The 25,112-nt window shown below is 72.7% G+C and carries 24 protein-coding genes and 1 tRNA gene; 18 read left to right on the forward strand and 7 right to left on the reverse strand.

Annotated features, from left to right (window positions below):
* Positions 1-25 precede the first annotated feature (25 nt).
* The 3 genes from ABZ172_RS12740 (at position 26) to ABZ172_RS12750 (ending at position 2,831) form a co-directional block, all read left to right on the forward strand.
* Positions 26-1,564, forward strand: a complete 1,539-nt coding sequence (locus tag ABZ172_RS12740) for a M20/M25/M40 family metallo-hydrolase (RefSeq protein ID WP_356883161.1) — start codon at positions 26-28, stop codon at positions 1,562-1,564.
* 232 nt (positions 1,565-1,796) lie between these two features.
* Positions 1,797-2,093 carry a type II toxin-antitoxin system VapB family antitoxin gene (locus ABZ172_RS12745; protein ID WP_014155093.1) on the forward strand — a complete coding sequence of 99 codons (297 nt, stop codon included), beginning with the start codon at positions 1,797-1,799 and terminating at the stop codon, positions 2,091-2,093.
* A 141-nt stretch (positions 2,094-2,234) separates the two neighbouring features.
* Complete coding sequence (locus ABZ172_RS12750) at positions 2,235-2,831, forward strand: LytR C-terminal domain-containing protein (protein ID WP_356883251.1); 597 nt, start codon at positions 2,235-2,237, stop codon at positions 2,829-2,831.
* A gap of 70 nt (positions 2,832-2,901) precedes the next feature.
* On the opposite strand, the gene upp is transcribed toward ABZ172_RS12750, so the two are convergent.
* Positions 2,902-3,537 (reverse strand): uracil phosphoribosyltransferase, encoded by a 636-nt coding sequence (gene upp / locus ABZ172_RS12755; RefSeq protein ID WP_014155095.1) that lies wholly within the window; start codon positions 3,535-3,537, stop codon positions 2,902-2,904.
* A 115-nt stretch (positions 3,538-3,652) separates the two neighbouring features.
* Between upp and ABZ172_RS12760 the strand changes: the two genes are divergently transcribed.
* The 10 genes from ABZ172_RS12760 to ABZ172_RS12805 all read left to right on the forward strand — a co-directional run bounded on the left by ABZ172_RS12760 (position 3,653) and on the right by ABZ172_RS12805 (position 10,855).
* Positions 3,653-3,889, forward strand: a complete 237-nt coding sequence (locus tag ABZ172_RS12760; RefSeq protein WP_356883163.1) for a hypothetical protein — start codon at positions 3,653-3,655, stop codon at positions 3,887-3,889.
* Positions 3,890-4,107: 218 nt separating this feature from the next.
* Positions 4,108-4,671 carry a hypothetical protein gene (locus ABZ172_RS12765; protein WP_356883165.1) on the forward strand — a complete coding sequence of 188 codons (564 nt, stop codon included), beginning with the start codon at positions 4,108-4,110 and terminating at the stop codon, positions 4,669-4,671.
* Between the two features lie 81 nt (positions 4,672-4,752).
* On the forward strand, positions 4,753-5,181 hold the full coding sequence (gene tadA / locus ABZ172_RS12770; RefSeq protein WP_356883167.1) for a tRNA adenosine(34) deaminase TadA: 429 nt from the start codon (positions 4,753-4,755) through the stop codon (positions 5,179-5,181).
* A gap of 68 nt (positions 5,182-5,249) precedes the next feature.
* Positions 5,250-5,334 (forward strand) — tRNA-Ser (locus tag ABZ172_RS12775).
* A gap of 161 nt (positions 5,335-5,495) precedes the next feature.
* Complete coding sequence (locus ABZ172_RS12780; RefSeq protein ID WP_356883253.1) at positions 5,496-6,143, forward strand: TetR family transcriptional regulator; 648 nt, start codon at positions 5,496-5,498, stop codon at positions 6,141-6,143.
* Between the two features lie 107 nt (positions 6,144-6,250).
* Entirely contained in the window at positions 6,251-7,858 is a 1,608-nt protein-coding gene (locus ABZ172_RS12785) for an MDR family MFS transporter (protein ID WP_356883255.1), read from the forward strand.
* Positions 7,859-8,240: 382 nt separating this feature from the next.
* Complete coding sequence (locus ABZ172_RS12790) at positions 8,241-8,405, forward strand: hypothetical protein (RefSeq protein WP_356883169.1); 165 nt, start codon at positions 8,241-8,243, stop codon at positions 8,403-8,405.
* 10 nt (positions 8,406-8,415) lie between these two features.
* Complete coding sequence (locus tag ABZ172_RS12795; RefSeq protein ID WP_356883171.1) at positions 8,416-8,709, forward strand: Dabb family protein; 294 nt, start codon at positions 8,416-8,418, stop codon at positions 8,707-8,709.
* Positions 8,710-8,895: 186 nt separating this feature from the next.
* A complete protein-coding gene (locus tag ABZ172_RS12800; RefSeq protein WP_356883173.1) occupies positions 8,896-9,753 on the forward strand; it encodes an RNA polymerase sigma factor SigF in 858 nt (285 codons plus the stop codon).
* Between the two features lie 235 nt (positions 9,754-9,988).
* On the forward strand, positions 9,989-10,855 hold the full coding sequence (locus tag ABZ172_RS12805) for an RNA polymerase sigma factor SigF (protein ID WP_356883175.1): 867 nt from the start codon (positions 9,989-9,991) through the stop codon (positions 10,853-10,855).
* 340 nt (positions 10,856-11,195) lie between these two features.
* On the opposite strand, the gene ABZ172_RS12810 is transcribed toward ABZ172_RS12805, so the two are convergent.
* A complete protein-coding gene (locus ABZ172_RS12810; RefSeq protein WP_356883177.1) occupies positions 11,196-11,411 on the reverse strand; it encodes a hypothetical protein in 216 nt (71 codons plus the stop codon).
* A gap of 327 nt (positions 11,412-11,738) precedes the next feature.
* Between ABZ172_RS12810 and ABZ172_RS12815 the strand changes: the two genes are divergently transcribed.
* From ABZ172_RS12815 to ABZ172_RS12835, 5 genes are all read left to right on the forward strand, one after another.
* A complete protein-coding gene (locus ABZ172_RS12815) occupies positions 11,739-12,251 on the forward strand; it encodes a MarR family winged helix-turn-helix transcriptional regulator (RefSeq protein ID WP_356883179.1) in 513 nt (170 codons plus the stop codon).
* A 23-nt stretch (positions 12,252-12,274) separates the two neighbouring features.
* Entirely contained in the window at positions 12,275-14,767 is a 2,493-nt protein-coding gene (locus ABZ172_RS12820) for an MFS transporter (protein WP_356883181.1), read from the forward strand.
* Between the two features lie 184 nt (positions 14,768-14,951).
* Positions 14,952-15,767, forward strand: coding sequence for a YceI family protein (locus ABZ172_RS12825; protein WP_356883183.1), 816 nt, complete (start codon positions 14,952-14,954; stop codon positions 15,765-15,767).
* Positions 15,768-15,965: 198 nt separating this feature from the next.
* Positions 15,966-16,436 carry a PPOX class F420-dependent oxidoreductase gene (locus ABZ172_RS12830; RefSeq protein ID WP_356883185.1) on the forward strand — a complete coding sequence of 157 codons (471 nt, stop codon included), beginning with the start codon at positions 15,966-15,968 and terminating at the stop codon, positions 16,434-16,436.
* Positions 16,437-16,444: 8 nt separating this feature from the next.
* Entirely contained in the window at positions 16,445-17,392 is a 948-nt protein-coding gene (locus ABZ172_RS12835) for an NAD(P)-dependent oxidoreductase (RefSeq protein WP_356883187.1), read from the forward strand.
* A 208-nt stretch (positions 17,393-17,600) separates the two neighbouring features.
* Here the strand turns inward: ABZ172_RS12835 and ABZ172_RS12840 are convergent, their stop codons facing one another.
* The 5 genes from ABZ172_RS12840 to ABZ172_RS12860 form a co-directional block, all read right to left on the reverse strand.
* On the reverse strand, positions 17,601-19,763 hold the full coding sequence (locus ABZ172_RS12840) for a glycosyltransferase family 39 protein (protein WP_356883189.1): 2,163 nt from the start codon (positions 19,761-19,763) through the stop codon (positions 17,601-17,603).
* On the reverse strand, positions 19,760-21,070 hold the full coding sequence (locus ABZ172_RS12845) for a bifunctional glycosyltransferase family 2/GtrA family protein (protein WP_356883191.1): 1,311 nt from the start codon (positions 21,068-21,070) through the stop codon (positions 19,760-19,762). The genes ABZ172_RS12840 and ABZ172_RS12845 overlap by 4 nt, the downstream gene beginning before the upstream one ends.
* 404 nt (positions 21,071-21,474) lie before the next feature.
* Positions 21,475-23,094, reverse strand: a complete 1,620-nt coding sequence (locus tag ABZ172_RS12850; protein WP_356883193.1) for a HAMP domain-containing sensor histidine kinase — start codon at positions 23,092-23,094, stop codon at positions 21,475-21,477.
* A 133-nt stretch (positions 23,095-23,227) separates the two neighbouring features.
* The gene (locus tag ABZ172_RS12855) at positions 23,228-23,965 is read right to left on the reverse strand and encodes a response regulator transcription factor (RefSeq protein ID WP_356883195.1); all 738 of its coding nucleotides are present in this window, start codon (positions 23,963-23,965) and stop codon (positions 23,228-23,230) included.
* Between the two features lie 100 nt (positions 23,966-24,065).
* Positions 24,066-24,947 (reverse strand): amidohydrolase family protein, encoded by an 882-nt coding sequence (locus ABZ172_RS12860; protein WP_356883197.1) that lies wholly within the window; start codon positions 24,945-24,947, stop codon positions 24,066-24,068.
* Between the last annotated feature and the right edge of the window lie 165 nt (positions 24,948-25,112).

Here is a 25,112-nt window from a genome sequence, read left to right on the forward strand (position 1 = left end):
CACCGCCCGCACCGGAAGGACCCCCGTGTACGCGACCCGTCGCAGAGCCGTGGCCGTCGTCGCCGCGACCGTCCTGGCCGCACCGCTCCTCCTCGCCTCGTCCCCGGCCCCCGGACGGACGCCGGCCGGTCCGGCCGGGGACGCCGCCGGGCTCGCCCGGCAGCTGGTCGACCGCTCGTCCGCCGAGGGCGCCCACCGGCACCTGGAGCGGTTCCGGGCCATCGCCGACGCGGCGGACGGCCACCGCGCCGCCGGCACCCCGGGACACGACGCCTCCGCCGCCTACGTCCACCGGCTGCTCCGGAAGGCGGGCTACCGGGTCGCGCTCCAGGCGTTCGACTTCGTCGGCACCGAGACCGTCGCCGAGAAGCTCTCCGTCGTCTCCCCCACGCCCCGCGACGTGCCGATCCGGGCGATGACGTACACCGCCTCCACCCCGGAGGGAGGCGTCACGGCCCCGCTCGCCGCCGTCCCGCCCGACGGCACCACCGGCTGCGAGGCGGCCGACTACGCGCCCGCCGGCGTCACCGGCGCGATCGCCCTGATCGAGCGGGGCGGCTGCTCCTTCGCCCAGAAGCAGGCGGCGGCATCGGCGGCGGGCGCGACCGGTGCGGTGATCTGGAACAACACCGACGGGGCCCTCTCCGGCACCCTGGGCGACGCCACGGCGGGCACGATCCCCACCGGCGGGATCACCCGGGACGAGGGGAAGCGGCTGCTGGCGGACCTCGCGAAGGGCGAGGTGAAGGTCTCCCTCGACCTCCGTGAGTCCCGCGAGGAGCGGACCACCCACAACGTCGTCGCCGAGACCCCCGGCGGGAGCACCGCGCGGACGGTCATGCTCGGCGCGCACCTCGACTCCGTCACCGACGGCCCCGGCATCAACGACAACGGGTCCGGCGCGGCCGGGCTGCTCGAAGTCGCCCTGAAGCTGGCCGAGTCGGGGCACACTCCCGTCCACCGGGTGCGGTTCGCCTGGTGGTCGGCGGAGGAGAACGGCCTGCTCGGCTCGGAGGCCTACCTCGCGCGGCTCCCCGCGGCGCAGCGCGAGAGGATCGCGCTCTACCTCAACTTCGACATGATCGCCTCGCCCAACGGCGCGCAGTTCGTCCTGGACGGCGACGACTCCGACGGCACGGGCGAGGGTCCGGGCCCCGCGGGCTCCGAGCAGCTGGAGCGGGACATCAACGCCTTCCTGGACGGCCGGGGCGAGCCGCACACCGGCACGGACTTCACCGGGCGCTCCGACTACGGGCCGTTCGTCGAGGCCGGGATCCCGTCCGGCGGCACGGACACGGGCGCCGAGGGGATCAAGACGGCCGCCCAGGCCGAGATCTACGGCGGTACGGCCGGTGTCGCGTACGACCCCTGCTACCACGCGGCCTGCGACGGGCCGGACAACATCGACACGGGCCGCTTCGAGACCAACATCGACGTGATCGCCCACGCGGTGGGCACCTACGCCGACGACCTGGGCGCGCTGAGCCGCCCGGCGCCCGCGGCCGACGGTCCCCGCCGCGGGGACGCCACGCGCGGGGGACACGCCCACGGCGTCACCGGGTGACGCCCCGGCGCTCCGGGCGGCGGCCCGCGCCACGCCCGCCGGGCGGCGCACCGGGGCGTCATCCGGCCGCAACCGGTCGGCCGCCGTGCGGACACACGGCGCACCCGCGCGGACCGGCCGCCCGCCGTGGCCGGAACGTGCGGCACTTCATGGCGATTCGTACCGTTCCGGGCATCCGCGCAGTCCTGTTCCCCGGCTGCGCCCGGACCCCCTTGCCCGGTAGGCTTTCCGTGTGATCTTCAAGCGCATCGGAAATGGTCGGCCCTACCCCGACCACGGCCGGGAAAGCACCCGACAGTGGGCGGATGTCGCGCCGCGTCCGGTGCGCCTGGACCAACTGGTGACCACCAAGGGCCAGCTGGACCTGGAGACCCTGCTCGCCGAGGACTCGACGTTCTACGGCGACCTGTTCGCCCACGTCGTCAAGTGGCAGGGCGACCTCTACCTCGAGGACGGGCTGCACCGTGCCGTGCGGGCCGCCCTGCAACAGCGTCAGGTCCTGCACGCACGCGTGCTCGAAATGGGCTGAGCCCGCCACTCCCACCTGTGGCGCATTTCGGGCCTTTCGGGTGCTTTTATGCTCGTACGGGTGCCATCGGTTGATCGTTTAGTACGCATCATCACGAGGTCGCACTACGCTGCGCCCATGAGCATGCTGACCCCTCCCGGCATGGGCGGAAAATACCGCGTCACGGGTAACACGTATCCCCGTATGCGCCGTCCCCGTCATCGCCGCAAGCTGGTCCTGTCGGTGACCGGCGCCGTGGTGGCCCTCGGCCTCGCCGGTTGGGGCACACTCCAGATCGTCGACGTCTTCACCGGCGGCGACAAGCAGGCCAACGCGGCGGACCGCCCGAAGGCCTGCCCGTCCCCCAGCGCGACGGCGCCCGCGAAGGTGCTCCCGAAACCGGCCGCCATCAAGGTCAACATCTACAACGCCACGCCCCGCAGCGGGCTGGCCAAGGCCGCGGCCGACGAGCTGAAGAAGCGCGGCTTCGCCATCGGCAAGGTGGACAACGCCCCGGCCGCGTACGACAAGAAGGTGCCCGGCACCGGGATGCTGCTCGGCGGCCCGGCGGCCATGAACGGCTCGTTCCCGGTGCTCACCACTCAGCTGCCGGGCGCCGCGCAGAAGACCGACACCCGCAGCACCGCGGACGTCGACCTGATCATCGGCACGAAGTTCAAGGCGTTCAGCACGCCCGCGGCGGCGGCGACGGCGCTCACCGCCCTGACGGAGCCGGCCCCGGCGCCGTCCTCCTGCTGAGCACGCGGGACGCACGCCGGGCGGCGGAACCGGTCCGGGACCTCCCGGACCGGCCGGACGGCCGCCGGGGTCAGTCGGCGGTGCCGTACATCCGGTCGCCGGCGTCGCCGAGCCCCGGCACGATGTAGCCGTTCTCGTTGAGCCGCTCGTCGACCGAGGCCGTGACGACCGTGACCGGCGTGCCGGCCAGCTCGCGCTCCATGACCTCGACGCCCTCGGGCGCCGCCAGCAGCACGACCGCGGTGACGTCGTCCGCGCCGCGCTTGATCAGCTCGCGGATGGCCGCGACGAGCGTGCCGCCGGTGGCGAGCATCGGGTCCAGGACGTACACCTGACGGCCGGAGAGGTCCTCGGGCATCCGCGTGGCGTACGTCTCCGCCTGGAGCGTCTCCTCGTTGCGGATCATGCCCAGGAAGCCGACCTCGGCGGTCGGGAGCAGGCGCACCATGCCGTCCAGCATGCCGAGCCCGGCACGCAGGATCGGGACGACCAGCGGGCGCGGGTGCGACAGCTTCACACCGGTCGTGGGCGTCACCGGGGTCTCGATGTCGACCTGCTCGGTCCGCACATCCCTGGTGGCCTCGTACGCGAGGAGGGTGACCAGCTCGTCGGCGAGCCGCCGGAAGGTCGGGGAGTCGGTGCGCTTGTCGCGCAGCGTGGTGAGTTTGTGCGCCACCAGCGGGTGGTCGACGACGTGGATCCGCATGCCGTCAACAGTAACCGGGCCCCGGACGGGGTCCCCGCCGGTCTGCGCTGGCATCAAGCACCTGTTCGGGGGGAAGGTGGGTCCCTACGGACCCAGGCTTGGGGTGGTGTGTCGATTGCCCGACGGGAAGCAGCGGTACCAGCGGCAGGCCGGACGCGACGCGCGCGACCTGCCGGACGCTCCGGCCGATGTGCCGGACGCGCAGGAGAGTGAAGCCGCGCGGCGCCGGCGCAGGGCGCAGTTCCTCCGCGAGCTGCACGAGGCGAAGCAGCTGCGGGACCGCGTCCAGCCGCGCCGGGCCCGGGCAGCCCGTATGCGCCAACAGATGCGGATGCGTACGTTCCGCTGGTGAGGGCGGACCCGGGGGCCGGCCGGACGGCCCGCCGGGGGAGCCGCGGGGGGCCGGGCGGCGGACGCGCACTCGGGTAACTGATGCCGACGCAACGACCGAAGAGGTCTCGCATCGCGCTCGTTTCTGCCACGATGCCGAATGGGCGGGGCCCAGAGCGGCCGGACGACCGGCTGCCCTCCCGTCGGACCGATTCGCCTAAGACCAGTGGGAGAGTCACGGTGTACTTCGCCGCACTGCTCGCGCGCACCGAAGACGGGTGGGAAGCGAGCGACACGGAGCTCGACGATGTGGAGACCCTGTCCGACCTGACGGATCTGGCCCGTGAGGCCTCGGTGGACGAGGACACGGTCCTGGTCTACATCGAGCAGGAGGGCGCCTGGTTCGGCGTCGTCCGGGTGGACGGTGAGGAGGACCCCCGTATCTACGTCTCGGACGCGTCCGCCGCCGCCCGCTCCTCGTACGGGGAGATCCTGCTCACCGATGAACTGCTCGGCCGCGAACCCGGGGCCGAGGACGAGATCGCCGCACTCGAGGAGCTCGTCGGCCTCGACGGCACGGAGGACGGCGAGCCGGACGGATCCGGGTCCGGCGCGGACGGCACCGTCACCGGACCCGACCCGGATCACGACCCCGACGCCGTACCGGCGGGGCCGCTCGGCGAACTCGGGGTCCTCGCCGACCTCGGGGTGTCCGAGAAGGATCTGCTGACCCTGCGCACCGACGCACTGGCGGAGATCGCGGACGCGCTCGGGGCGTCCGAGGTCCTGGAGGCCGTCCGTTAGGGTCCGCGGGTGAACGCGCCACCACCCACACCCTCCTCACCGCCTCCCCCCGATCCCGTACGGGACCCGTGGCAGGCGCCCATGCGCCGAGCCCTGGACGAGGCCGCGCGGGCGGCGTCGGCCGGCGACGTGCCGGTCGGCGCCGTCCTGCTGGGCCCGGACGGCACCCTGCTCGCCCGCGGCCACAACGAACGCGAGGCCACCCACGACCCGACCGCGCACGCCGAGGTGCTGGCCCTGCGCCGGGCCGCCGCCGCCCTCGGCTCCTGGCGGCTGACCGGCTGCACCCTGGTCGTCACCCTGGAGCCCTGCACGATGTGCGCGGGCGCGCTCGTCCAGTCCCGGGTCGCCCGGGTGGTCTACGGGGCACGGGACGAGAAGGCCGGGGCGGCGGGTTCGCTCTGGGACGTCGTGCGCGACCGCAGGCTCAACCACCGCCCCGAAGTGATCCACGGCGTCCTGGAGGACCGCTGCGCGGACCTGCTGACCACGTTCTTCCGGGAGCGCTGAGAGCGCCCGGGGCGCCCGCCGGGAAGCGGATTTCGAACCAGGGCCCGGCATGGTCTAAGCTCTCTCTCGGTAGCGTGTCCGAGCGGCCGAAGGAGCTCGCCTCGAAAGCGAGTGTGGGGAAACTCACCGAGGGTTCAAATCCCTCCGCTACCGCAGCGAGATGAAGGGACCGACCCGTCAGGGTCGGTCCCTTCACTGCGTTCCGGGCCGGTTTCCGTCCCGGCCGGCGGTGCGGCGCCACAGGGAGGCACCCGTGTTCCGGGCACCCGTCCCGCTCCGTAAATAATTTTGCAGGATGTGCATTTTTGCCTACCATGCAGGATGTGGCGAAGACCAGGACATCCGCACCCGGACTGCGGGAACGCAAGAAGCAGGCCACCCGCCGGGCCATCGCCGAGGCGGCGGTGCGGCTCGCCGCCGAGCACGGGGTCGAGAACGTCACCGTCGAGGCCATCAGCGAGGCCGCGGGCGTCTCGCCCCGGACGTTCTTCAACTACTTCCCCAGCCACGACGACGCGTTCGTCCTGGTGGACGAGGAGGTGGGCGAGCGGATCAGGGAGTCCGTGCGCCGGGCCCCGGCCGACCGGCCGCCGCTGGACGTCGTCCGCGACGCCCTGGTCACCGAGCTCGACGGGTTCGAGGCCCGCCAGGAGCTCTGGGAGCTCCAGTGCAGGGTGCTCCAGCGGTCACCGCATCTCGTGCACCGCGGGCTGAAGGCCCATGTGACCGAGGAACGCGCGCTGGCCGCCGCCCTCACCGACTGGCTCGAAGCCACCGAGCGGGGCCCGCGCGAGCCGTCCGGCACCGACGTCTTCCCCCGCCTCCTCGCCGCCGTCGCCCAGACCGCCCTGCGGGTCGCCGTCGAGCACTGGTGCGACCACCCGGGCGAGAACGTACTCGCGGACACCTTCCAGGAGGTCTTCGCCCAGCTGGCGCAGGGCCTCCCCCGGCCGCCGGCCTGACCCGCCCGGCCCGCGGTGACCGCCCCGCACCACCGATCCCGCTCCGCCCCAGACCGAAGAAGGACCCCGTGACCGCAACCGAGGCGCCTCCGCAGGCGCCCACCTCCATGTCCAACCGCCAGATACTCCAGGCGATGTCCGGCCTCATGGCGGGCATGTTCGTCGCCATCCTCGCGGGCACGGTCGTCGCCAACGCCCTGCCGAGGATCATCGCCGACCTCGGGGCGAGCCAGTCCTCGTACACCTGGGTCGTGACCTCCGAACTGCTCGCCATGACGGCCACCGTGCCGCTCTGGGGGAAGCTCGCCGACCTGTTCAACCAGAAGCTGCTGCTCCAGCTCTCGCTCGGCCTGTTCGTGGTCGGTTCCCTCGTGGCCGGCTTCTCCCAGGACGTCGTGACCCTGATCGTCAGCCGCGTCATCCAGGGCATCGGGGCCGGCGGTCTGACGGCCCTGGCCCAGATCGTGATGGCCGCCGTCATCCCGCCCCGCAGGCTCGGCAAGTACGCCGGCATCTTCGGTGCGGTCTTCGCCGTGGGCACCGTCGCGGGACCGCTGATCGGCGGCGTCCTGGTGGACACCTCGTGGCTCGGCTGGCGGTGGTGCTTCTTCATCGGCGTGCCGTTCGCGCTGGCCGGCATCGTGCTGCTGCAGCGGACCCTGAAGCTGCCGACCGTGCGCCGCGAGGTCAGGATCGACTGGCTCGGCGCCTTCCTGATCGTGGCCGGTGTCTGCGCCCTGCTCATCTGGACCTCGCTGGCGGGCAACAGCTTCGGCTGGGCGTCCTGGCAGACGGCCGTGCTGGTGACCACCGGGGTGGTGCTCCTCGCGGCCGCGGTCCTCGTCGAGTCGCGGGCCGCCGAGCCGGTCATCCCGCTGGGCATCTTCCGCAACCGCACGGTGTCGCTCACCACCCTGGCGAGCTTCTTCGTCGGTATCGCGATGTTCGCCGGGACCGTGTTCCTGTCCCAGTACTTCCAGATCTCGCTGGGCAAGTCCCCGACCGTCGCGGGGCTCATGAGCCTCCCGCTGATCGGCGGTCTGCTGGTCTCCTCGACCATCGCCGGGCAGATCATCTCCGCCACCGGCCGGTGGAAGGTCTACCTGATCGCGGGCGGCGTCGTCATGACGGCCGGCCTCGGGCTGCTCTCGACCATCGACGCGGAGACGCACTTCGGCCTGCTCAGCGTCTACATGGCCTTCATGGGCATCGGCGTCGGCATGCTGATGCAGAACCTCGTGCTCGCCGCGCAGAACGACGTCCCCGCGCACGAGCTGGGCGCCGCGACCTCGGTGCTGTCGTTCTTCCGCAGCCTCGGCGGCACCGTCGGGACCAGCGTGCTCGGCGCGATCCTCGCGAACCGGGTGGCTGACGAGATGACCAGGGGCCTCGCGGAGAACGGGATCCCGGCGGCCGGCGGCGCACACGGCAGCGCCGTGCCCGACATGGCCACGCTGCCCGAACCGCTGAAGGGCATCGTCGAGCACGCGTACGGCGTCGCCACCGGCGACCTCTTCCTCATCGCGACCCCGTTCGCCTTCCTCGGCCTGATCGCGGTGCTCTTCATCAAGGAGAAGCCGCTCAAGACGACGAGCGGCATGGAGCGCCTGGCCGCCGAGGACGCCGCCGCGGTCACCGTCCCGGCGCCCCGCGACGGTACGGACCCGGGCGTCCAGGAGGCCGCCTCCGGCCCGGTCGGCCTGCGCAAGGACTGACCCGCGGGAGCGACAGCACGAAGGGCCCGGCGGGGTGAGCCGGGCCCTTCGTGCTGTCAGGTCGGGGGAGGCGGCGTCGGGGGGACAAGCCGCCTCCCCCGGTGAGAACGGGGACCGCAGGTCCTCGCCGCGGTCGGGGGAGTCACGCGGTGGGGACCTCGTGGAGGTCCCGTTCCTCGGCCCGCGCATTCCTGCCGGTACGGCGGGCCCACCCACCATCCTGCCGTGTGCCGTATGCCGCGCCTGCCGACAAAGGGCCCGAATCGACGGGTCCTTCGACCCTAAAAGCCATGTCAGTGATCGGAAACGACCAGCGGATACGGCCGTTTGTGCGGCTAGAATCACCCGACTGCACAGGCGATCGAAGGGGAGGGGCGGGGCTGTGGCGCAAGCGAGGAAGATCGCGCTCTACATGATTGTGGTCTTCGTGCTGTACACGATCATCACCTCTCCCGAGCGGAGCGCCGACCTCGTCCAGATAGGGTTCGAGGGTGTGTCGAGCGCCGCGCAGGGCGTCGGAGACTTCATGTCCGAGCTCGTGAAGTAGGAGAACCGCGATGATCCGCCACCTGGTCCTGTTCAAGCTGGACGACGGCGTCGAACGGGACGATCCGCGGGTCGTCGCGGGCGTGGAGGCCTTCCGGGAGCTGGGCGGGAAGATCCCCGAGCTGGAGTTCTGGGAGTGCGCCTGGAACATCACCGACCGGCCGATCGCCCACGACTTCGCCATCAACTCGGCGGTCGCCGACGAGGACGCGCTCACCCGCTACCTCGACCACCCCGACCACCGGGCCGCGGCCGACCGGTGGCGCGCGTTCGCCACTTGGGTGATCGCCGACTACCCCTTCTGACCCCTTCGGATCTCCGGTCCCACCGGCCCCTCCCCCTGCGGGGAGGGGCTTTCCGTCATGTTTAAACCCCGAAACCCTCAACACGGCGCTATGGGGTACTTGCACACAGTGGGCATGTCTTGTGATGCTATGACCGCTTTTGACGGATGAGTTGACCGTAGTTGACCGCAAAGGGGTGGCGACACCGTGCCGGCCAGTACAGCGCCTCAAGTCCCGCCCCAGAGCGTCCAGACGGACGACATCCAGACCGAGACCCCCGATCCCACGACGCCCGCGAGAACCAGGGGCGCGGACACCAGGGCACTGACCCAGGTCCTGTTCGCCCGGTTCAAGGACCTCGAACCGGGCAGCGCGGAGCACCACCGGGTGCGCACCGCTCTGATCGAGGCGAACCTGCCGCTCGTGCGGTACGCGGCGGCCCGCTTCCGCAGCCGCAACGAGCCGATGGAGGACGTGGTCCAGGTCGGCACCATCGGCCTGATCAACGCCATCGACCGGTTCGATCCGGAACGCGGCGTCCAGTTCCCCACGTTCGCCATGCCCACCGTGGTGGGCGAGATCAAACGCTACTTCCGGGACAACGTGCGGACCGTGCACGTGCCGCGACGGCTGCACGAGCTCTGGGTCCAGGTCACCGGCGCCACCGAGGACCTGACGACCGCCCACGGACGCTCACCGACCACCGCCGAGATCGCCGAGCGCCTCAAGATCTCCGAGGAGGAGGTCCTCGCCTGCATCGAGGCCGGCCGGTCGTACCACGCGACCTCGCTGGAGGCGGCCCAGGAGGGCGACGGGCTGCCCGGGCTCCTGGACCGGCTCGGGTACGAGGACCCGGCACTGGCCGGCGTCGAGCACCGCGACCTGGTGCGGCACCTGCTGGTCCAACTGCCCGAGCGCGAGCAGCGGATCCTGCTGCTCCGGTACTACAACAACCTGACCCAGTCTCAGATCAGCGCCGAACTGGGCGTCTCCCAGATGCATGTGTCAAGGCTCCTGGCCAGAAGTTTCGCCCGCCTGCGATCAGCAAACAGGATCGAAGCCTAATCAGAACGGGTAGACCCCCGGAAGAGCGGATCCGGGAGGCGTAAAAGCCGCACACCCCCTGTTTCCTGCGCGGTTCCGGCGCTCGGTTGTCGACTTGTCACTACAGCGTGTTGCCGACATGTGACATTCTGCTGGAACCGCGTTTGCCGCAGCCCCACCTCCGGTATTCAGGGGGAGGCTGCGTTCCTCCGATGGTCGTGGCCACCGCGACCGTCCGCGACCTCAAGGGGGTGGCATGTCCACAGAACAGGGCAGCTCGAAGGTGCTCACGCTCACCAAGAGCGCGCCGGCACCTGCCGTGCTCACCAGCTCGCCGGAAGCCATCGACACCCGGACCCTGTCCCGCTCCCTGTTCCTGCGGCTCGCCGCACTGGGTCCCGCCTCGGGCCCCGACGGAACGGACAGCCCCGAGCGGGCCTATGTGCGGGACACACTCATCGAGCTCAACCTCCCGCTCGTGCGGTACGCGGCGGCGCGGTTCAGGAGCCGCAACGAACCCATGGAGGACATCGTCCAGGTCGGGACGATCGGCCTGATCAAGGCGATCGACCGCTTCGACTGCGAACGCGGCGTGGAGTTCCCGACGTTCGCGATGCCGACCGTGGTGGGGGAGATCAAACGCTTCTTCCGCGACACCTCCTGGTCGGTGCGGGTGCCGCGCCGGCTCCAGGAGCTGCGGCTCGCCCTCACCAAGACCAGCGACGAGCTCGCCCAGAAGCTCGACCGCTCGCCGACCGTGCCGGAGCTCGCCAAGGCGCTCGGGGTCTCCGAGGAGGACGTGGTCGACGGTCTGGCCGTGGGCAACGCCTACACGGCCTCCTCGCTGGACTCACCGTCCCTGGAGGACGACGGCGGCGAGGGCTCGCTGGCGGACCGCCTGGGCTACGAGGACGCGGCGCTGGAGGGCGTGGAGTACCGCGAGTCCCTGAAGCCGCTGCTGGCCAAGCTCGCCCCGCGCGAGCGGCAGATCATCATGCTGCGCTTCTTCGCCAACATGACGCAGTCCCAGATCGGCGAGGAGGTCGGCATCTCCCAGATGCACGTCTCCCGGCTGCTGACCCGGACGCTGACCCAGCTCAGGGAAGGGCTCGTCTCCGACTGAGCCCCACGGGGCACGGACGGCACTCCCGGGCCCGCCGGCCGCCGGGGGCGGCACGACCGCCTCCCCCGGCAGCCCACCCCGACCGGGCGTCCGGGAGCGACGGAGCGGCACGGAGAAGACGCGTACGTACGGGCCGGCGCACGGAAGGCCGGGCCGTACGGGCCCCGCAGAGGGCGTCCTGCGCCGCGCACGCGCGCGCAGGGGCTGGAAACGCAGCCGCTCCCGCGTCGGCGGAGCGGCGCGGGAGCGGGACGCGGAAGGACGGCGCCCACGCGCGCGGGCGCCGGGCAGGCCCTCGCCCCCGGGACGGGGCGGTGGGGCCGGCCGGTGACGGGGACGGTCAGCCGAGTGCGAGCCAGGCGACCGCGCCGAGGACGATGACGACCGCGGCGACGATCACGATCACCCCGGCCTTCGAACCGGACGAGGTCGCGGCGGGCTGCTGCCTGCCCTGCGGCTCGCCGTCGTCGACGAAGGCGCGGAACATCTGCGTGCTGCCCGCCGGGTCGTGAGTGCCCTCGGGGCCCGGCTGCGGGGCGTGGGGGTTGTGTGCCATGGTCCAGGACCCTAGCGAACGCAGCCCTTCCGCCCAACCCCCGGGCCCACAACGGTCGGTGCCCCGCCTCCGCGTCCGCGCGCCGTCCGGCCGCTCCACCGGCGCCCCGCGCACCGCCTCCGCGGCCTCCCGGGACCGGCCGGAGCTGTGACCAGGAACACAGCCGGCCCGGCCCACCCCCCGTGGGCTGCACGCTTGACCGGGCCCCGACGCGGGCTTGGCTTTTCCTTTACTTCTGCACAGTCCGTTTCGTTTGCCTGCGGCAACCAACTGCTTCTATCGTTGCCCTAAGCAACAAGATGACCTCGCGAGACGTCTGGAGGGTCGGTGGCAGCACGGAGCCAGTACGAGGAACTGGCCCGGCAGCTCAGCGCCGTCGGAGCCGTCAAACGGGGCCTCTCCCGCATCCTGCCCGCCGAGTGTCCCGGTGGCTCGGCCACCGTGCTGACGCTGCTGGCCAAGTACGGCGAGATGCGGATCACCCGGCTTGCCGAACTCCTCTCCGTCAACATGTCGGTGACCAGCCGCCATGTGGCGCACGCGGTGGAGAACGGCTGGATCGAACGGTCTCCCGACCCGGAGGACAAAAGGTCCCGCATCCTGCGGCTGACCCCCGCGGGCGACGAACTGCTCGACGAGCTGACCCGGCGGACGACCGAAATGTTCGCCCACAACCTCATCGACTGGACCGACGAAGACGTCGGTCGGCTCAACACGTTGTTGGCCCGGCTGCGCGACAGCTTCTCCTGCCGCGGCTCCGGAGGGTGCGCCCCCGGGAAGCACAGCGGCGACTGCCGCGCCGGGCACTCCGACGACACGCACACCCGTACACCCGTGTAACAGAAGCAAAGACAAGGATTTCAATGGCTACGACCACACCCTCCGGTGTGCGGGGCGGCCACGCCAAGCACGGGGCCGTCGAAGCCCCCTCGGGCGCGCCGATGACACACCGGCAGATCATGGAAGCACTGACCGGGCTGCTGCTCGGCATGTTCGTCGCGATCCTGTCGTCGACGGTCGTCTCCAACGCCCTGCCGGAGATCATCTCCGACCTCGGCGGCGGTCAGAGCGCCTACACCTGGGTCGTGACGGCCTCCCTGCTGGCCATGACCGCCACCACCCCGCTGTGGGGCAAGCTGGCGGACCTGTTCAGCAAGAAGCTGCTGGTCCAGATCGCTCTGATCATCTACGTGGGCGGCTCCATAGTCGCCGGCCTGTCGACCAGCAGCGGCATGCTCATCGCCTGCCGTGTGGTCCAGGGCATCGGCGTCGGCGGTCTGTCCGCCCTCGCCCAGATCGTGATGGCCGCGATGATCTCCCCGCGCGAGCGCGGGCGCTACAGCGGCTACCTCGGCGCGGTCTTCGCCGTCGCCACCGTCGGCGGCCCGCTCCTCGGCGGTGTCATCACCGACACCAGCTGGATGGGCTGGCGCTGGTGCTTCTACGTGGGTGTGCCGTTCGCGGTCATCGCCCTGATCGTGCTCCAGAAGACCCTGAAGCTCCCCGTCGTCAGGCGCGAGGTCAAGGTCGACTGGGCCGGCGCGTTCTTCATCAGCGCCGCGGTCTCGCTGCTGCTGCTCTGGGTGACCTTCGCGGGCGACAAGTACGACTGGATCTCCTGGCAGACCTGGACGATGCTCGGCGGCACCGTCGTCCTCATCGGCCTGTTCCTGCTGACCGAGTCGAAGGCCAGCGAGCCGATCATCCCGCTGCGCCTCTTCCGCAACCGCACCATCACGCTGGCCTCCGCGGCCTCGCTGTTCGTCGGTATCGCGATGTTCGCGGGCACGGTCTTCTTCAGCCAGTACTTCCAGCTGGCCCGGGACAAGTCGCCGACGATGTCCGGCGTCATGACCATCCCGATGATCGCCGGGCTCTTCCTGTCCTCGACCGTGTCGGGCCAGATCATCACCAAGACGGGCCGCTGGAAGGCATGGCTGGTCACCGGTGGCTTCCTGGTCACCGCGGGCCTCGGGCTGCTGGGCACCATCCGCTACGACACCGAGTACTGGCACATCGCGATCTTCATGTTCGTCATGGGCCTCGGCATCGGCATGATGATGCAGAACCTCGTGCTCGCCACACAGAACCAGGTGGCTCCGGCCGACCTCGGTGCGGCCAGCTCCGTCGTGACGTTCTTCCGCTCCCTCGGTGGTGCGATCGGCGTCTCGGCACTGGGCGCCGTCATGGCCAACCGCGTCACCCACTACGTCAAGGACGGCCTCGCCGACCTCGGCCCCGAGGGTGCCGCACTGGGCCACGGCGGTACGGGAGGCGGGGGCATCCCCGACCTGGACAAGCTCCCCGCGCCCCTCCGCACGGTCATGGAGGTCGCCTACGGCCACGGTGTCGGCGACGTCTTCCTGTACGCCGCGCCCGCCGCGCTGGTCGCGTTCGTGCTGACCCTCTTCATCAAGGAGGTCGCCCTGAAGACCCGGGCCGGCAACGACGACACCCCGGCCGAGGTGACCGCCGCGACGGAGTCCGTCGAGGCCACCACCGGCACCGCGCTCACCGCCGAGGGAGCGGCCGGGGTCACCTCGGTCGCCACCTCCGACGAGACGGCGCCCACCGGTCAGCCGACGGTGCAGGGCACGCCCGTGCGCGGTGTGGTGCGGGGCGCCGAGGGCGCGCCCGTCGCCCGCGCGGCCGTCACGCTGATCTCGCTCGGCGGCCGGCAGCTGGGCCGCTCCGTCGCCCAGGCCGACGGCGGCTACGTGCTGGACGCCCCCGGCTCCGGCAGCTACGTCCTGATCGCCTCCGCCGACGGCTTCCAGCCGCAGGCCTCCACCGTGGTCGTCGGCGACGAGCCGCTGGCCTTCGACATCCTGCTCGCCGGGACGAGCGGCCTCTCCGGAACCGTACGGACCGAGGAGGGCAACGTCCCGGTCCGGGGCGCCATGGTGGTCGTGACCGACGTGCGCGGCGACGTGCTGGCCACGGGTGTCTCCGGTGAGGCGGGTGACTTCACCTTCGGTGAGCTGATCCCCGGATCGGTGACCGTCGCCGTCACGGCCGCGGGCTTCCGTCCGCTGGCCCTGCCGGTCGAGGTCGGCGGCCAGGGCGTCACCCGGGTCGACGTGGCCCTGCGCTCCGGTGCGCTGGTCCGTGGGGTCGTCCGGGCCGGCTCCGGCCGGGCCCCGCTGAACGACGCCCGGGTCACGCTGATCGACGCGGCCGGCAACGTGGTCGCCTCCTCCACGACCGGGGAGGACGGCGTGTACGCCTTCGCCGACCTGGACGCCGGCGAGTACTCCGTGATCGCGACCGGCTACCCGCCGGTGGCCGGCTCGCTGACCGTGAGCGGCACCGGAGTCGACGGGCACGACATCGAGCTCGCCCACCCGGGCGCGTAACGACCCGGAAGATTCACCAGGACCCCTGGCGGTACGGCACTTCGAGCGGAGAGGCTGTGGCCGCCGGCGGAAAAGGGCCCCGGGGCGGGAACGGCAGGCAGGGGACGGCCTGCCGACCCCGCCCCGGGGCCCGACTCATTGAGTCGCTGCTTCACGAGTGATTTGAGCAAGGAGAGAACACGGGATGGGACTTCGCGCACAGGTACGCACGCGGGACGGCTGGGCGGTCCAGCACGCGGTCGTGACGGTGACCGACATGACGGGCACCCAGGTGGTCCGGGCGGCCGCCGACGAGAACGGGGCCGTCCGCACCGACGGTCTCCTCCAGGCCGGCGCGTACACGGTGATCGTCACCGCGGTGGGCTACGCCCCCGCCGCGTCCACCGCGCTCGTCACGGCCAGCGGCCGGGTCGAGGCCGGGACCGTCGTGCTGGCCCGGCAGGGCGGCGTGGAGCTGCCCCCTCCGGGCACCTGGTCGCTGGACCCGGTGCACTCCTCGGTGGCGGCGGTCGCCCAGCACCTCGGGATCTCCAGCGTGCACGGCCGGTTCACCGAGTTCGGCGGCCGCATCGAGATCGCCCAGGACGTCCAGCGCTCCCGGGTCGAGGCGTTCATCGCCTCCGGCAGCATCGACACCGGCAACGCCATGCGGGACAAGCACCTGCGCTCGGCGGACTTCCTGGACGTCGACACCTACCCGGAGCTCACCTACCGCTCGCGCGGGCTGACCCCGGCGGGGCCGGACCGCTGGACGGTGCACGGTGTGCTCACCATGCACGGCATCGCGCGGGACGTCGACCTCGACCTCAGCTACCTGGGCACCGGCCCCGACCCGTGGGGCGGGGTGCGGGCCGCCTTCCACGCCACGGCCGAACTGCGCCGCGACGACTTCGCCATGAACTACAACCAGGTCCTGCAGGCGGGCATCTCCGCGATCGGCACCACCCTGCGGGTGGAGCTCGACATCCAGGCGGTCCAGGGCGAGTCCCTCCCCGGCTGAGCCCGGCGGGAGGACCTGAGGGCAGGGCCGTCCCCCCGTCCCCGGCGGGCGCGGGACGACGGCCACGGCGCCCCGCCGCCGTGTCGGAACGCCCGGACCCGCCCGGGACGCGGGCGCCCCTCCGCCGTGCGGTGCACCGCGTCGGACGCCGCCCGCCGGTCCGGCGGCGACGACGGGGCAGCCCGTAGGGTTGGCCGTATGGCACCCAACATCGCGACCAACACCGCTGTGGAGCTCGGGGAGCTTCTGGACTTCGTACGGCCCCGGCACCGGGCGATCCTGCTGACCACCCGGGCCGACGGCCGGCCCCAGGGCTCCCCGCTCACCTGCGGCGTCGACGCCGCCGGCCGGATCGTCGTCTCGACCTACCCCGAACGGGCCAAGACCCGCAACGCGAAGCGCGACGAACGGGTCAGCGTGATCGTCCTGTCCGACGACTGGAACGGCCCCTGGGTCCAGGTCGACGGCTCGGCCGAGGTGATCGACGCACCGGATTCGGTCGAGCCGCTCGTCGAGTACTTCCGCACCATCTCCGGCGAGCACCCCGACTGGGACGAGTACCGGGCGGCGATGCTCCGGCAGGGCAAGTCCATCATCCGGATCACCCCGGAGCGCTGGAGCCCGGTCGCCACCGGCGGTTTCCCCGCCCACCTGGCCGGCGGCAGCTGACCGTACCGATGAAGCCGCCCCACCGGGACCCGCTCGCCCGGGCCCGGCTGCTGACCTCCCCGTCCGTGGGGCCCGCCGTGGTCCGTGAGCTGGAACGGATCACCGGGCGCCCGGCCGGCCCCACCCGCACCACCGGGCCCGACGGCCCCTTCGTGTACGTGGGCGACGCCCTGCCCGAGGCGCTGCGGACCCCGGAGCTGCTGTGGTTCCACAGCGTCAACGCGGGTACGGACGCCCTGCTCGCCGCCGGGCCCTGGCCCGAGGGCGCCCTGCTGACCCGGACCGTGGGGCGCATGGGCGAGCGGATCGCGCAGTACACGCTGGCCTGGGTGCTCGCCGAGTGCCAGTCCGTCCCGGAACACACCGCGCAGCACTCCCGGTCGACGTGGCGCCGGCTGCCGTCCGAACTCGCCGCGGGCCGGACCGCCGTCGTCCACGGCACCGGGCACATCGGATCCGCGGTCGCGGGCCTGCTGCGGGCCTGCTCCCTGCGCACGGTGGGCGTGTCCCGCTCGCCCCGGACCCTGCCCGCGGTCTTCGACCGGGTCGTCGCGGCCGGCTCGCCGGAGGAGGCCGCGGCGCTGGCCGAGGCCCGGTGGGTGGTGTCCACCCTGCCCCTCACCGCCGCGACGGGGCACTTCTTCGACGAGGCCAGGTTCACCGCGATGCGGGGCGCCACCTTCCTCAACGTGGGCAGGGGCGCGACCGTCGACATGGCCGCGCTGGAGGCGGCACTGCGCGACGGGACGGTGCGCCGGGCCGTCCTCGACGTGCTGCCCGACGAACCCGCCGGTCCCGGGGACCGGGCCTGGCGGCTGCCGCACACGGTGATCACCTCGCACTCGGCCGGCATCACGGCCGACGAGGACGTCGTCACCGACTTCGCGACGTGCTGGGACGCGGTCGCGGAGGGGCGCACGCCGGAGCTGGCGGTGGACACCCGCCGCGGCTACTGAACGCCCCACGACGGCCGGCGGCGCGGGTGTGCAGCACTCACACCCGGCGGGCGTCCCGGCGCCGGGACGGGAGCGGGGCGCCGGGACGGGAGCGGGGCGCCGGGACGGGAGCGGGGCGGTGGACCCGGAGCCGGTGCCCCGGGGCCACCGCCCCGCTCACGGTGCGCTGTTCGGGCCGCGCCCCGGTGCCCGTGCCGTCGGCGCGGCCTCAACCCGCCGGTCGGGTCAGGTCGTAGAAGGTCGCGCTTCCCACGGTGACCTCGGTGAAGTTCTCCTCCACCCACGCCGAGATCCGGGACGAGGTGCCCTCGCCGCCCATGCCCCCGCCGCCCGTGCCGCCGGAGATGAAGTAGTGGATCCTGCCCTCCGCCACGTACTCCTTGAACTGGGCGAGGGTCGGTGACGGGTCGCTGCCGTTGAATCCGCCGATCGCCATCACCGGGTCCCCGGTGGCGAGCTGGTAACTCGCGGCGTTCTGCGACCCGATGGCCGCGGCGGTCCAGGTGTAGGCGTCGGCGTTCTGCTTCAGGAGCGTCTTCGCCTCGGAGTCGACGGAGGCGCCGTTGAGCAGGCCGCCCATGCCACCGCCTCCACCGCCCGCGCCACCCTCACCCGTGCCGCCGGGCATGCCGCCCTGCTGACCGCCGGGCGCCCGGCCCTGTCCCTGCCCGCCCTGTCCGGGCGTCCCGCCACCGGGGAAGCCACCGCCCCGGGCGCCGCCCTGCCCGTCGCCGCCGGCCTGACCGCCCTGCCGGGTGCCCTGGCCGGGGGGCTGCATCCCGCCGGGGGATCCGCCGCCGCCGGGACCGCCCGTGCCTCCACCGGGACCGCCCATGCCGCCGGAGGACGGGCCCGCGGTGACGATCGAACCCTGGTGGCCGGTGTTCAGCGTGCTGACGGTGTACGCCGTCGGCCCGGCCAGCGAGGCCGCGAGGCCGAGGCCCGCCACCCCCAGCGCGAACGCCCGGCCGAGCCGTGCCACGAACAGCAGCCCCGCCGCGGCCACCAGACCGCCGGCCAGGACGGCCCAGCGCAGCCACGGGAGGTAGTCCGGCGTGCGCCCCAGCAGGACGTACGACCAGACGGCCGTCGCCGCGGCGGTCACGGCGAGCAGCGCGCCCGCCCACCACCGGCCCCGCTCCTCCCAGAGCACCGTGGCGCCCATGCCGACCAGCGCCGCGACGGGGGGTGCCAGGGCCACCGTGTAGTACTGGTGGAAGATGCCGGCCATGAAGCTGAAGACGAGGGCCGTCATCAGCAGCGACCCGCCCCAGGCGAGGAACGCGGCGCGGGCCGTGTCGGTCCGCTTCGCCCGCCGGGTCAGCCAGACCCCCGCGAGCAGCAGGATCAGAGCGGCCGGCAGCAGCCACGCGATCTGGCCGCCGACCTCGGAGCCGAACATCCGCCCGATGCCGGTCTCGCCCCAGCCGCCGCCCTGGCCGCCGCCTCCCCCGCCGCCGACGCTGCCGGTCTCCTCGCCGCTGATCCGGCCGAGTCCGTTGTAGCCGAAGGTGAGTTCCAGGAAGGAGTTGTTCTGCGAGCCGCCGATGTACGGCCGCGAGGAGGCGGGCCACAGCTCGACGACCGCCACCCACCAGCCGCCGGACACGACCATCGCCAGCGCCGCCAGGGCGAGCTGCCCGAACCGCCTGCGCACGGAGACCGGCGCGAACACCGCGTACTGCACGGCCAGCGGCGGAAGGATCAGGAAGGCCTGCAGGGTCTTCGACAGGAAGGCCAGCCCCACCGCGACGCCCGCCCACACCAGCCACTTCGTCCGGCCGCCCTCGCAGGCGCGGAGCACGCAGTAGACGGTGACGGTCATCAGGAGGGCGAGCAGCGCGTCCGGGTTGTTGAAGCGGAACATCAGCGCGGCCACCGGCGTCAGCGCGAAGACGGCGGTGGTGATCAGCCCGGCGGCCGCGCTGAACCGGCGGCGCACCGCCGCGTACAGGACGCCGGCCGTGGCGACGCCCATCAGCACCTGGGGCGCGAGGATCGCCCAGGAGTTCAGACCGAAGATCCGCACCGAGAGGGCCATCGGCCAGAGGGTGGCCGGGGGCTTGTCGACGGTGATCGCGTTCGCGGAGTCGAGCGAACCGAAGAAGAAGGCCTTCCAGCTCTGGCTGCCGGCCTGCACGGCCGCGGAGTAGAAGGAGTTGGCGTATCCGGAGGCGCTCAGGTTCCACAGGTAGGCGAGCGCGATGACCAGCAGCATCCCCAGGAAGGCGGGCCTGGCCCAGCGCGGGTCCTCGGGCCTGCCCCGGCGGATCCGCCGGGGCAGGGACTCCCGCCGGGCCGCGGCGTGCGCGGGCGGACCCGGGGTGCCGGACGGGACCGGGGGACGGTCGGCGTGCGTGGCGGCGGTCATCGGGCATCCCTCGGTCCGTGTGCGGCACCCGTGCGGGCGTCCTCGTGGTCGGTGCGCCGGTCGGGGAAGACCCAGGCGCGGAAGAGCAGGAACCGCAGCACCGTCGCCGCGAGGTTGGCCGCGATCAGCACGGCCAGCTCCGTACCGTGCGACGCCGAGCCGGCCGCCGTGCCCAGGGCGGCGAGCGAACCGCTGGTGAGGGCGAGCCCGATCGCGAAGACGACGAGGCCCTGCGCCTGGTGACGCACCGCGCCACCCCGGCCGCGTACCCCGAAGGTGAGCCTCCGGTTCGCCGCGGTATTGGCCACCGCGGACACCAGGAGGGCCGCGGCGTTGGCGAACTGCGGGCCGACGCCCAGCCGGAAGAGCGAGTACAGCGCGAGGTAGGCCAGGGTGGAGAGCGCGCCGACGACACAGAAGCCGACCAGCTGCCGGGCGAGTCCGCGCGGCACCCCGGGGACCGCCCGGTCACGCGGGTCGTCCCCGAAGGGCCGGGCCAGCCGGTCCAGCGGGAGCGCTCCGGTGGCGAGGGCCCGGCCCACCCGCCAGACGCCCTTGAGGTCCTCGGTCGCCGTCCTCACGATGTGCACGGTCGAGTCCGGGTCGTCGACCCAGTCGACCGGCACCTCGTGGATGCGCAGCCCGGCCCGCTCGGCGAGGACCAGCATCTCGGTGTCGAAGAACCACCCGGTGTCCTCGACCATCGGCAGCAGACGCTGCGCGACCTCGCGCCGTATGGCCTTGAAGCCGCACTGGGCGTCGCTGAACCCGGCGGCCAGCGAGGAACGCAGGATCAGGTTGTAGGCCCGCGAGATGAACTCCCGCTTCGAGCCCCGCACCACCCGCGAACTGCGGGCCAGACGCGAGCCGATGGCCAGGTCGGAGTGGCCGGAGATCAGCGGGGCGACCAGCGGCAGCAGCGCGTTGAGGTCGGTCGAGAGGTCGACGTCCATGTAGGCGAGGACCGGGGAGTCCGAGCAGGCCCAGACGGTCCGGAGGGCCCGCCCCCGGCCCTTCTCCTCCAGCCGGTAGGACCGCACCTCGGGGATGAGGTCCGCGAGACCTGCCGCCACCTGGGGCGTGCGGTCGGTGCTCGCGTTGTCCGCCACGGTGATCCGGAAACCGTAGGGGAACGTCCGCGCCAGATGGTCGTGCAGGCGCAGCACACACGTTTCGAGGTCCTTCTCCTCGTTGTACACGGGGATCACCACGTCAAGTACGGGTACGGGAGCGCCGGCAGCGCCGACCGCTGCGGCCGGGAGGTGCTCCCGGGCCGGCAGGGTGCTCCAAGGGGTGTCGGTTCGCATGACACCGACACTCGCCAACCGCGCTGTCCCACCCGTGTGCTGCGCCTGTGGTCCGCCTGTGAGTACACGGCTGAGTACACGGCGGGTGTGGTTCCGCGGGCCCGTCGGCGTGGTGCGCAGGCCCGTCCGTGTGGTTCCCCCCGGGGCCCGACGGTGTGGTTCCGCAGACCTGTCGGCCCTGCTCCCGCGGTCCACCGGTGCTGCTCCCCGGGCCCGCCGCCGGGCCGGTCCGGCACGGCGCGGGGACAGGGCCCCGGGCGCGGGGGCTCCGCCGGCCGGGCGCGGTCGGTCCGCGGGGGTGCGGGGGTGCGCCTGCGGCAGGTGGTCCGGAGCGGGCCCCGGCGCCTCCGGTGCGACGGGGTGACGGGGTAGCCGGTCGGCGAGTTGGCGGCGGGCCCGACGGCCTACGGGGCGGACGGGGTACCCGCGGCGGAGCCCTCGGTCCGGGGCGGCGCGGGTGCGTCGACGCGGGCGGCACCGTCCGCCGTCCGCTCGTGGACCGCGTCGGCCGGCAGGTGCACGGCGAACACCGTGTCGCCCGGTACCGACCGCACCTCGGCCAGTCCGCCGTGCGCGGCCGCGACGGCCTGCACGATGGCGAGGCCGAGCCCCGTCGAACCGGCGTGCCGGGACCGGGAGGCGTCGCCGCGCGCGAACCGTTCGAAGACCCGCGGCTGCAGCTCGGCCGGGATGCCGGGGCCGTCGTCCCGGACCTCCAGGGTCACCCGGGGGATCTCCCTGCTTGCCTGCCGCACGCACACGGTGACGGTGGTCCCGGGCGGGGTGTGCGTCCGGGCGTTCGCCAGCAGGTTGACGAGGACCTGCTGGATCCTCGCCGGGTCGGCGTGCACCGTCGCGGGGACCTCCGGAAGTTCCAGGCGCCACCGGTGGGCGGCGCCCGGCGGCCCGCCCGGCACACGGTCCGCCACGCGGGCGTCGCTCACCGCGTCGATGACGAGCGGCGACAGATCGGTGCTCTCGTAGGAGAGCGGCCGTCCCGCGTCGAGACGCGCCAGCAGCAGCAGGTCCTCGACCATGCCCGTCATCCGCTCGGCCTCGGACTCGATGCGTCCGAGGGCGTGACGGGTGTCGGGACCGGCCGTCTCCCGCCCGCGCCGGGTCAGTTCGGCGTAACCGCGGATCGAGGCGAGCGGTGTACGCAGCTCGTGGCTGGCGTCCGCGACGAACTGGCGCACCCGTGTCTCGCTCTTCTGCCGCGCGTCCAGGGCCGAACCGACGTGCCCCAGCATCCGGTTGAGGGCCGCGCCGACCTGGCCGACCTCGGTGCGCGGGTCGGCCTCGGCGTCCGGGACCCGCTCGAACAGGGTCACCTCACCGCTGTGCAGCGGGAGTTCGGACACCCGGGTCGCGGTCGCCGCCACCCTGCGCAGCGGGCGCAGCGCCACACCGACCATGGCCGCACCGGCGATCCCCGCGGCGACGAGCCCGGCCCCGGTCACACAGACCTCGACGAGGATCAGCGTGGTGACGGCCTTGTCCACCTCGGCCGTGGGGATTCCGACCAGGACGTACGTGGTCCCGCCGTACGGGACGGCTTCCACGCGGTAGCTGCCCAGCCCCGGGAGGTCGACGTCACGGGGTTCGCCGCCCGGGGCCGCCCCGGCCGCTTCGAGTGCGGCCGCCTGCGCGTCCGTCAACGCCTCGGTGGTCTGCGGGACCCCCGGACTGCCGGACCGCTTGACGACCTTGGAATCGGTGAGGGAACCGTCGGTGACGACCGCCCCGAACGTATTGAAGGGCTGTCCCCCGCCCATGCCGATGAAGTCCAGCGGCTCCTTCCTCTCCGGGACGCGGGGCGTGATCTTGCCGCTGCCCGGCGGGCGCGACTCGGCCATGCGGGAGATGTCCTGCAACTGCCCGTCGAGCTTCCCGTACATATAGCTGTGGAAGGCGATCGCGGTGACCGAACCGATCACCGCCGCGACGACCGCGATCAGCGTCACGGCGTACACGACGAGCCGGGTCCGGAGCGTCCAGGGACGACGGCCCTTCCGGCCGTTCACGGGACTGCCGGAGCCGCTCGCCGGCCCGTTCCGCACGCTGTCCACCGGGCCGTTCCCCGGGCCGCCCGTGGGGCCGTTCCGCTGCCTGCCCACCGGCTCGTTCCCCGAACCGCCCACCGGGCCGCCCACCGCGCTACGCACCGGGCTTGATCAGGTATCCCGCCCCGCGCCGGGTGTGGATCATCGGGGTGCGCCCCGCGTCGATCTTCTTGCGCAGGTAGGAGATGTACAGCTCGACGACGTTGGCCTGGCCGCCGAAGTCGTAGTTCCAGACCCGGTCGAGGATCTGCGCCTTGCTGAGCACCCGGCGCGGATTGCGCATCAGGAAGCGCAGCAGCTCGAACTCGGTGGCGGTCAGGTGGATCGAGTCGTCGCCCCGGCTCACCTCGTGGCTGTCCTCGTCCAGGACCAGGTCACCGACGACGAGCGTCGACTCGCTGTGCACCGAGGCCGTCCCGGAGCGGCGGATCAGCCCGCGCAGCCGGGCCACGACCTCCTCCAGGCTGAACGGCTTGGTGACGTAGTCGTCGCCGCCCGCCGTGAGCCCGGCGATCCGGTCCTCCACCGAGTCCCGCGCGGTCAGGAACAGCACGGGCACGTCGGAGAGCTCGCGCCGCAGCCGGCTCAGCACCGCGAGCCCGTCCATGTCGGGGAGCATCACGTCGAGGATCACCGCGTCGGGCCGGAAGTCGCGCGCGGTCCGGACGGCCCCCGCGCCGTCGCCGGCGTTGCGCACCTCCCACCCCTCGTAGCGCAGGGCCATGGAGAGCAGCTCGGCGAGCGGAGCCTCGTCGTCCACCACCAGCACCCGGACGGGGCTGCGGTCGGGCCTGAGCAGTTCTGTACGCCCCTGGGGCGAGGTCGTGGTCATGGCTCAAGCCTGTGAGACGGCCGTGAGAGAGAGCTTTCGCCTCCCTGTGAATTTCCTGAGAAACGCACCCCGGGCCGCCCGCGCCGGGGGCGAAGGCCCCTCAGCCGAACAGTTCGCGCGCGTTGTCGTGGCACACCGCCCGCAGCCACGCGTCGCCCAGGCCCAGCCGCTCCAGGGCGTGCAGCTGATGGACGTACGGGTACGGGATGTTCGGGAAGTCCGTGCCGAGCAGGATCCGGTCCCCCAGGTCCGCGAGGCGCTTGGTCTCCTCCACCGGGAACGGCGCGAAGTCCTCGGTGAAGTCCGTGAACGCCATGGTCGTGTCGAGCCGCACACCGGGGTACGCCTCCGCCAGGGCCAGGAACTCCGCGTACTCCGGCATCCCCATGTGCGCGACCACCAGCCTCAGCCGGGGGTGGCGGGACAGCAGCCGGCCGACCGGCCCGGGGCCGGTGTACGCGCCGGGAGCCGGTCCGGACCCGCAGTGCGTCACCACCGGGATGCCGGCCTCCGCCAGCAACCCCCACACGGGATCCAGCAGCGGATCGTTCGGGTCGTAACCCCCGACCTGGAGGTGCGACTTGCAGACGCGCGCCCCGGCCTCGACCGCCTCGCGCACATAGGTCCGCGCGCTCTCCTCCGGGAAGAACGTCGCCGTGTGCAGGCAGTCCGGCACCCGGGCCGCGAAGTCCGCCGCCCACCCGTTGAGCCAGGCCGCCATGCCGGGCTTGTGCGGGTAGAGCATCGACGTGAACCGGAGCACGCCGAACGAGCGGAGCAGCGCCAGGCGCTCGTCCTCGTCCCGCCGGTAGGTGATCGGCCACTCCAGGCCGGTCAGCGGGCCGGCCGCGTCGAAATACGCCCACACCTTGCTGAGCACCCGCTCCGGCATGAAGTGCGTGTGCACGTCGATGAGCCCCGGCAGCCCGAGCCGCTGCCGGAACCGGGCCACGTCCTCACGGTCACGGTCCTCGCCGTCCATCCGCCCCACCCCTGTCTCGTGCGCCGCGCACGCGTCGACTCCGATACCTGCCCTGTCCCACGCGCCGCGCACGTGTCCGTTCCGGACCCTGCCCCACGCGCCGCGCACACGTCGGTGCCGGTCCCTGCCCTGCCCCATGCGCCGCGCACACGTCGGTCCCGGCGA

The sequence above is a fragment of the Streptomyces sp. NPDC006296 genome (assembly GCF_040613235.1).
Taxonomy (GTDB): domain Bacteria; phylum Actinomycetota; class Actinomycetes; order Streptomycetales; family Streptomycetaceae; genus Streptomyces.

Excerpts from the sequence above, each read along its gene's own strand:
- ABZ172_RS12750 (WP_356883251.1), top strand. The coding sequence starts at position 2,235 with ATGGGCGGAAAATACCGCGTCACGGGTAACACGTATCCCCGTATGCGC.
- upp (WP_014155095.1), bottom strand. The coding sequence starts at position 3,537 with ATGCGGATCCACGTCGTCGACCACCCGCTGGTGGCGCACAAACTCACC.
- tadA (WP_356883167.1), top strand. The coding sequence starts at position 4,753 with ATGCGCCGAGCCCTGGACGAGGCCGCGCGGGCGGCGTCGGCCGGCGAC.
- ABZ172_RS12780 (WP_356883253.1), top strand. The coding sequence starts at position 5,496 with ATGCAGGATGTGGCGAAGACCAGGACATCCGCACCCGGACTGCGGGAA.
- ABZ172_RS12785 (WP_356883255.1), top strand. The coding sequence starts at position 6,251 with ATGTCCAACCGCCAGATACTCCAGGCGATGTCCGGCCTCATGGCGGGC.
- ABZ172_RS12795 (WP_356883171.1), top strand. The coding sequence starts at position 8,416 with ATGATCCGCCACCTGGTCCTGTTCAAGCTGGACGACGGCGTCGAACGG.
- ABZ172_RS12805 (WP_356883175.1), top strand. The coding sequence starts at position 9,989 with ATGTCCACAGAACAGGGCAGCTCGAAGGTGCTCACGCTCACCAAGAGC.
- ABZ172_RS12810 (WP_356883177.1), bottom strand. The coding sequence starts at position 11,411 with ATGGCACACAACCCCCACGCCCCGCAGCCGGGCCCCGAGGGCACTCAC.
- ABZ172_RS12820 (WP_356883181.1), top strand. The coding sequence starts at position 12,275 with ATGGCTACGACCACACCCTCCGGTGTGCGGGGCGGCCACGCCAAGCAC.
- ABZ172_RS12825 (WP_356883183.1), top strand. The coding sequence starts at position 14,952 with ATGGGACTTCGCGCACAGGTACGCACGCGGGACGGCTGGGCGGTCCAG.
- ABZ172_RS12830 (WP_356883185.1), top strand. The coding sequence starts at position 15,966 with ATGGCACCCAACATCGCGACCAACACCGCTGTGGAGCTCGGGGAGCTT.
- ABZ172_RS12835 (WP_356883187.1), top strand. The coding sequence starts at position 16,445 with ATGAAGCCGCCCCACCGGGACCCGCTCGCCCGGGCCCGGCTGCTGACC.
- ABZ172_RS12840 (WP_356883189.1), bottom strand. The coding sequence starts at position 19,763 with ATGACCGCCGCCACGCACGCCGACCGTCCCCCGGTCCCGTCCGGCACC.
- ABZ172_RS12845 (WP_356883191.1), bottom strand. The coding sequence starts at position 21,070 with ATGCGAACCGACACCCCTTGGAGCACCCTGCCGGCCCGGGAGCACCTC.
- ABZ172_RS12855 (WP_356883195.1), bottom strand. The coding sequence starts at position 23,965 with ATGACCACGACCTCGCCCCAGGGGCGTACAGAACTGCTCAGGCCCGAC.
- ABZ172_RS12860 (WP_356883197.1), bottom strand. The coding sequence starts at position 24,947 with ATGGACGGCGAGGACCGTGACCGTGAGGACGTGGCCCGGTTCCGGCAG.